This is a genomic window from Prosthecobacter debontii, assembly GCF_900167535.1.
Classification (GTDB): domain Bacteria; phylum Verrucomicrobiota; class Verrucomicrobiia; order Verrucomicrobiales; family Verrucomicrobiaceae; genus Prosthecobacter; species Prosthecobacter debontii.
In genome coordinates, this window is the sequence record NZ_FUYE01000003.1 from 99,617 (window position 1) to 106,038 (window position 6,422).

The 6,422-nt window shown below is 56.8% G+C and carries 6 protein-coding genes; all 6 read right to left on the bottom strand.

Annotation, left to right across the window (positions count from 1 at the left end; translation table 11 throughout):
- Positions 1 to 16: 16 nt before the first annotated feature.
- Positions 17 to 247, bottom strand: a complete 231-nt coding sequence (locus B5D61_RS05185; protein WP_078812255.1) for a hypothetical protein — start codon at positions 245 to 247, stop codon at positions 17 to 19.
- Positions 244 to 1,881 (bottom strand): helicase-related protein, encoded by a 1,638-nt coding sequence (locus B5D61_RS05190; RefSeq protein ID WP_078812256.1) that lies wholly within the window; start codon positions 1,879 to 1,881, stop codon positions 244 to 246. Before B5D61_RS05190 ends, B5D61_RS05185 begins: the two co-directional genes overlap by 4 nt.
- Complete coding sequence (locus B5D61_RS05195; RefSeq protein WP_139373074.1) at positions 1,878 to 3,827, bottom strand: DNA methyltransferase; 1,950 nt, start codon at positions 3,825 to 3,827, stop codon at positions 1,878 to 1,880. Before B5D61_RS05195 ends, B5D61_RS05190 begins: the two co-directional genes overlap by 4 nt.
- Before the next feature lie 35 nt (positions 3,828 to 3,862).
- Positions 3,863 to 4,711 carry a hypothetical protein gene (locus tag B5D61_RS05200; RefSeq protein ID WP_078812258.1) on the bottom strand — a complete coding sequence of 283 codons (849 nt, stop codon included), beginning with the start codon at positions 4,709 to 4,711 and terminating at the stop codon, positions 3,863 to 3,865.
- Positions 4,712 to 4,734: 23 nt separating this feature from the next.
- Positions 4,735 to 5,877, bottom strand: coding sequence for a PD-(D/E)XK nuclease-like domain-containing protein (locus B5D61_RS05205; protein WP_078812259.1), 1,143 nt, complete (start codon positions 5,875 to 5,877; stop codon positions 4,735 to 4,737).
- Positions 5,878 to 5,946: 69 nt separating this feature from the next.
- Positions 5,947 to 6,422: pentapeptide repeat-containing protein (locus B5D61_RS05210; protein ID WP_139373107.1), on the bottom strand; the 476-nt coding region annotated here is incomplete at its 5' end.

Sequence of the window (6,422 nt, forward strand, 5' to 3'; positions counted from 1 at the left end):
GGTGAATGAGGAAGGGTTATTGAATCCAGGGCTCCAGGTCGGAGCATGAGATGGTGAGGTCTTCCCCGCCGATGATGGGCATGATGACGGCTATGTCGTAGCCCAATGCGATAACCTCGAAGCGTTCGCCTGGGGTGATGGAGCGGGAGTGGTGGAACTCATCTGGCTCATCTCCAGGGATAGGGCCTTCCGAGTAATGTGCCTTGATGGGCACACGGGGAGTAACAAGGGAACCGACGGTGATCATGCTGCTTTCCTCCTGTCGAGTGATGAGTCCAGGGCCGTGCGGTAGTTGGCTTCCTGCTGTGCGGTGTCGGCCTCCCATTGGCCCTTTTTCCTGAGCACGTTTTCCCAGATGTGATTCTCCAGACCTGGGACATAAGGCACATAGACCTTGAGCTGAGCACGGCTGCCGTAGCGATAGCAGCGCCGGACGGCTTGATAGAAGCGCTCGAAGCTGTCATCAAAGCCGCTGAAGATCATCCTTGTGCAGAACTGGAAGTTCATGCCGTAGCCGAGCATCTGAGCTTTTGAGATGAGGCAGCGAATCTCTCCAGCCGCGAAGGCTTCGAGGATCCTGACTCGCTCGCTCTCTTTCGTTGCTCCGGTCAAGATGGCCACAGGAGCACCTGGAGGCAGCAAGCTGGATATGATGTGGGCTTCCTCGTCAAAGGTCGTCCACACGAGGCACTGCTCGCCATCCTTCAATGCGCCTTCGATGAGCTGCTCTACTTGAAAAGGCTTGAGCGAATAGATGTAGCGGGAGACTGTCTTGCTGCCCTGCTTCTCGTAGATGAAGCCACGGGCAATCTGTGCGAGCTTCGTGCGTTCAGTGACTCCAAGCCGATCCTGCGGGATCAAGCTGTCAGGGTCGTAGCTGCGAAGGAACTTCTGGGCTTCTTCACTCTGTGCCCGGGTTGCATTGAGCTTAACCTCAATGATCTCCGGTTCGGGCACATCAGCGAAAGGATCCGCAAAACCGTAGGCGGATGGCTTGCGCAGGTAAATGGACCAGCTCGCCATGAACTTGAAGAAGCCTTCCTTTGCATGGGGCTTCACGATCCACTGCTGTGTCTTTGGATTGCGGTGGAAGAACGTCCAAAGGATCTCACCCTCGGTGCGAAGCTTCTCAAGGAAGGACGCCTGGGAGGCATACTCCATGACATCATTGGGGGCCGGAGTCGCCGTGCAGGAGAGCTTGTATTCAATGCCCTTGGCGGACTTGATGAGGTTCCATTTGATCTTGCCTCCACCACTTTTGAGGATGGAGCTTTCATCGCAGGCAAGGCCAGCGAGATAGCGCATGGAGTCGCACACGCCTGGGATGAGCTTCTCGTAATTGGTGATGGCCAGACCGGATCCTGGTTCCTGGCACCAAGCATCGAGCGCTTCACGACTTTCGAGAAGTCGGAGAGCCATGCTTGCATCGCCCGGGTAGAACTTCACGGCTTCTTTGACCATCTGTCGGCACACCTCAGGCGGTGCCATGATCAGGACCTTGCCACCCGTGATGTGCATGACTTGGCGAGCCCATTCGAGCTGCATCGGTGACTTGCCCAGCCCACAATCGGCCCAGATGGCAAAGCGCTTGGCCTCGACGGCCATCTTCACGATCCATTGCTGATAGTCGAACAGGTAAGCCGAGAGTGGCTGCATGTGATTGCGCAGAGCTGGAGCTTCCAGTCCGAGCACCCCGGCAAAGCGGGCGGGAGCTGTGATGGTGTAGCTTTCTTGAGGTGGCCAGTTACCATCGTTGTCATAGGTGAGCCGCATCTCTGGCAAGGCCTTCGTCTGGATGAACAGGCGGTGATCCTCCAAGGTCCAGGGTGGAGAGAAGTTCACGACAAGGTCGCGGTCGGTGAGTTGGGTGCGTGCACTCATGGCAGGCTGCCCTCCACCATTCTGTGGTTATCAATGTCCAGTGTTCCCAAAACTGGGAGTGAGAAAAGGTCGCTCACGGCGGCGTCTTCCATCTCTCGCTGTTGCTTCTCGAGGTTGCGCAGAGCGAGGGCGTGGTAGCTTTCCTTGAGTTCAAAGCCGACCGCGTTGCGGCCCTGTTCAATGGCGACATAGGCAGTGCTGCCGATGCCCATGAAAGGATCTAGCACGGTTTCACCTGGAGATGTATAGAGCTTCACACAGCGGCGGATGACTTCCAACTGGAGCGGGCAATTGTGAACAACGCAGCCTTCAGCCACAAAGCTCTCGTCACCTTCCACCTGCAAATCCCAAACCTCAGCCTCGCCCGTGGCTTCGATCTTCCGCACCTTTTTCCATGCTCCATCATTGAGCATCATTGCGGAAACATTGCGCGGGGGGATTCCCAAAATCCAATCCTGGCGCGTGTTCACCGTGCGGCCTTGAATGGCCGTGCTTCCGGCAGGCCGTCCAGCGTAAACGCTCGCCGCCACACCGCGTGCCCGTTGCGCTACCATCGCCATGCCCAGCAACAGCGCGCGCGAAACACTGGAGGCCGTCCAGCGCTTGTGCTTGGCCACATAATGACCGTCTGCGGAAAGATACCCGGCAAGTAAAGATTCCGCCTTCACCGGCTCCAAAGATAGCGCCTCAACTGGCAGCCTCTTTCCGGCTGCACCACGCCCACAGCGCTTCAGCATGGCTGTAAACTGTGTGCTGTGCTGCCCCTGGCGGTCCTTGAGCGCAATTTGCGTTGCTGTCTCCCGCTTCGCCACCGACCCGGCCCGCTTGCCTAGACGTGTCAGCAAGCCCTCGGCCTCCGCATGGCTGCATGAGATATGCGCCCGTTCGCGTGAGTCCAGATGCCCGTCACCCAGCCAGCGCCCGATGATCCACCAATCATCTGCTGTCAGCGGCGAATCCTCGACGGGCGGCAGCGGCAGATTGACATAGCTGCCCAGTGTTTGGTGCGCCTCCATCCATTCCGGCTGTGCCGACCGCGCCCGGCGGCGGTGGCCTGATGGATTCATGGAGCCTGCCGCCCGCCCCTTGCCGCCCCGTCCCGCGCAATTGCGCGTCCAGAAGCGATGATCCGACGTGCATTTCAGTTCAGCTACTCCTTGAGCTTCCACCTGAACCACAGGCTTGAATCCCATGTGCCGCTTTTCCAGCACACGACGCCAGCGCCCCATGTGAGTCAGCACCATGTCGCCAGACTCAACCGTCTCAATCGGCACATACCCGTTGCGCGTCAGCACCAGCGAACCCGAGGCAAGGCAGACATGTTTCTCCTCGTCCTTTTCCCGCGCTGATTTCCAGCCGTCTAGCACGTCAGTTTCTTGGATGTCATCCCACACGCCATGAGCCCACTTGATCCACTCCTCAGAGGATACCCAGCCACCAGGGTTCTTCTCTGCACAGCGCATAGCTCTCACTGGTGGTTCACAATCCCCCGGCTTCTGGAAGATCATCACATAGTCGTTAACGGCGGGTGCTAACTTGGTGGCGTTCGTCTTGGCAGTGACGAACATCAGGCTGTGCAGGCTTAGACGTTGTGCGATGACCTGGGGATTTTTGGGAATAACGACTTCACCCACCCACTCAAGGCCACCAGCAGCGAAGAGGTCAACAACGGCACCACGGAAGTCACGACGGCCCATGTAGCCATGCTGGTTCACGTAACGGAGAAGCTGCTGAATGTGAATGCAGGCGTTACGGCCGGGTTTGAGCACACGGCGAAGCTGCTCAATGAAGAACCGCATGTGCAGCCCGAACTGATTGGCCCGCATGTCCACTCCATCAGCATTGTTGCCGATGTCCTCCGCCTTGCCGGAATACATGAAGAGAGCGCCGAAAGGAATGCTGCTGACACATAGGTCAACGGACTCGTCGGCTAGGTGTTCGGCCATGCCCTGAACACAGTCGGTGTTGTGAATGACCGCGCTCACTGTGCACCTCCCGCGTTGAGACCTACATTTTTAGCCTCTGCCACCACAGCGGCCATCTTAGCGCGCGCTTCCGCAAGGCTTTGCTCACATCTACTCACCTGATCTTCGAGACTCTTCAGTTTATAGGCCTTAAGTCGGGTGATAAATTCTTCGGGAACTGGGAAGTTTATGAGAGAGGCGTTTCTGATCCGCCCTTCCAAATGTTGGTCGTGGATGGGCTTGGCAATTATCTCAGCCATCAAGCTGTGCGCTTTTTCAATAGCCTGCTCCTCAGAAGTGCATGGAAACGCCAAACAGGAGCTTTCGCTGTAGCCTCGGGCATACCGATGCATCCGCCATTCCAACTTTTTCGAACCATACAGGCTGAGAAGGCGGATGGGGTTCATCCATTTTCCCTCCTGGCATTCTCTCTCCGCATCGTTGTCCTCGTAGCTGCTTATAGGCCGGATCGAAACTTCATCTTGGCTGTAACCCTCTACGACCACCAAGTGTGTTATCTTCCCATCGAGGTAGTCCTTAACAAAACGCAACGGCTCATATTTAGACAGTTCCGCCAGCGTTTCATTCGCCTCTTTGTGAGCTTGTTTTACCTGCTTTCGAATATCCGAGAGATCACGCTCCAGTTGTGCCTTTGATTCCAATAATTGCTGGATTTCTGAATCAAATACAGCGGTGGGGGGCTTTGTGAAAACCTGCTTCCACGTTTGAGGATCGTCCTCAAAAGAATCGCCGCTCGCGGCATCCTCATACAACGGTGCAACAAGATGGCCGCCGTTAAGTCCCATGATATATGTGGCAGCCTCGCCTTGAAGTGAAAAAACTGTGTCGCCTTTGGTGTGTGTCATAAGATTGAATGATGTTGTGGTGATCAGTTGCGGTTTGTGCTGGCCTCGACGAGGCGCGCGGGTTCGTGCTCGTAGGCCGTCCAGGCGCCGAGGGGATCTTCGTGGCACTCCCGAACGCGCTGAATGAACTCATGCGCTGCATCAATGAACATGGGGAGCCGCCCCACGGTGTGCTCACCGCGCTGATAGAGGATATTGCCCGCATCAATCAGGAGGTTGTCTCCTGGAGTCTGCACGTGGAGTTCATAAAGCCGTGCTTTGTAGGGCTCCTTGGTGGTGACGAAAGGGATGTAAAACCGATCGCGAGCGGGTTCATCCAAGACGGCGGCGAGGATGTCGAGGTAATAACGGGCCTGGATGTGATAGCCCCATTTCAGGATCTCATTTCGTATGGCCCAGTCGCTATCGATATTGGCCGAGGTGGTTTTGACATCCAGAACGAAGGAGGGCACCGCATCGCCCTTGCCATTGAAAGTCTTGTTAGGCAGGCGGTCGAAGCGTGCCTTTTTCATCACGCCGTATTCAGGATCCCAGACTTCGACGACGGCTTCATTTTCACCAGGAGCTTCGAGCAAACGACGGATCTCATGATGACGAAACAGGGCCGCGCGCATCTGCATCACTTGATCATGCTCAGCGGAGGTGAGGAGTAGCTTCCCTGATGTCTTCTCTTGGAACTGCTGCCACTCCATGGCTCTGCAATACTCCTCCTCGCTAACAATGGTCCGGCCTCCTGCTCGCAGGGTGAAGTCTTGCCACCAATCGATAGACTCCTTGGCCTTGGCTGACGGCTTGGGGGCGTTGAGCTGGGCCTTTGTGGGCTTCTTGGGCGCATCTGGGGGAATCCAGATGAGGGGTTGGCTCCAACGCGCGCGCTCTGCCTGAGTCGGTAGGTCGCCGTCATAGACATGGAATTCACTCTGCCAGCGTTCCGGTTCGAGAACGGCGCAATGGAGTTGACCTCCTAAGTCGAAACAATCCTTTGGTGGCCGATCATCAGGGCAACGCATCTCCCACAGCATGTCGAGAGGCGTGCGCTTCTTCAGGATGCTGGCGTTCAGTGAGGGCAACTCGGCATAGACCTGGTGAGACATGCCATATTTGACGGACATGGGCCGCTGCGTGAAGTAGCTCGGCAGGCGTTTGAAGATGGGCAGGTAATCCATGAGTTTGTTGCTCGGTGTGGATGGGAATTGCCTGGAGTAGTTGTTAGCTACTCCAGACCGTAGCGCGCCTCAGGAGGCTGGATTAATGTCAGCCGTATGATTAGCCGCTGGTGACATTAAGCGGATGATGTTGTCGCGAATGGCGATAGCCTCATCAGTCCACTCCAGAGCGACCTTGGAAGCGGCATTTGTCTCTGGAGTGTCACCCTTGCTAATAGCTAGAAAGAACCGCTCGCGTGGTGAAGACGCGGCAGCCTGAAAAGGCACCGCAGCTGGGATGTTCTCGCCTTGGTATTTTTCAATACCGCGCGCATGAGCGAGAGTGCCAGCGAGGCAGGCGCACTCGCCGGAGTAGGTGGAGCCATCCACGCGCCCCTCAACCAGGGCCACGCGGAGGAACTCAAGCTCATTAGGAAGCTTGAGAACCTCTGCTAGGAAGTCGGCTTTGGCGTCACGCAGGTCGGCGTCACGCAGGTTGGCGTCACGCAGGTCGGCGGCACGCAGGTTGGCGGCACTCAGGTTGGCGGCACTCAGGTCGGCGGCAC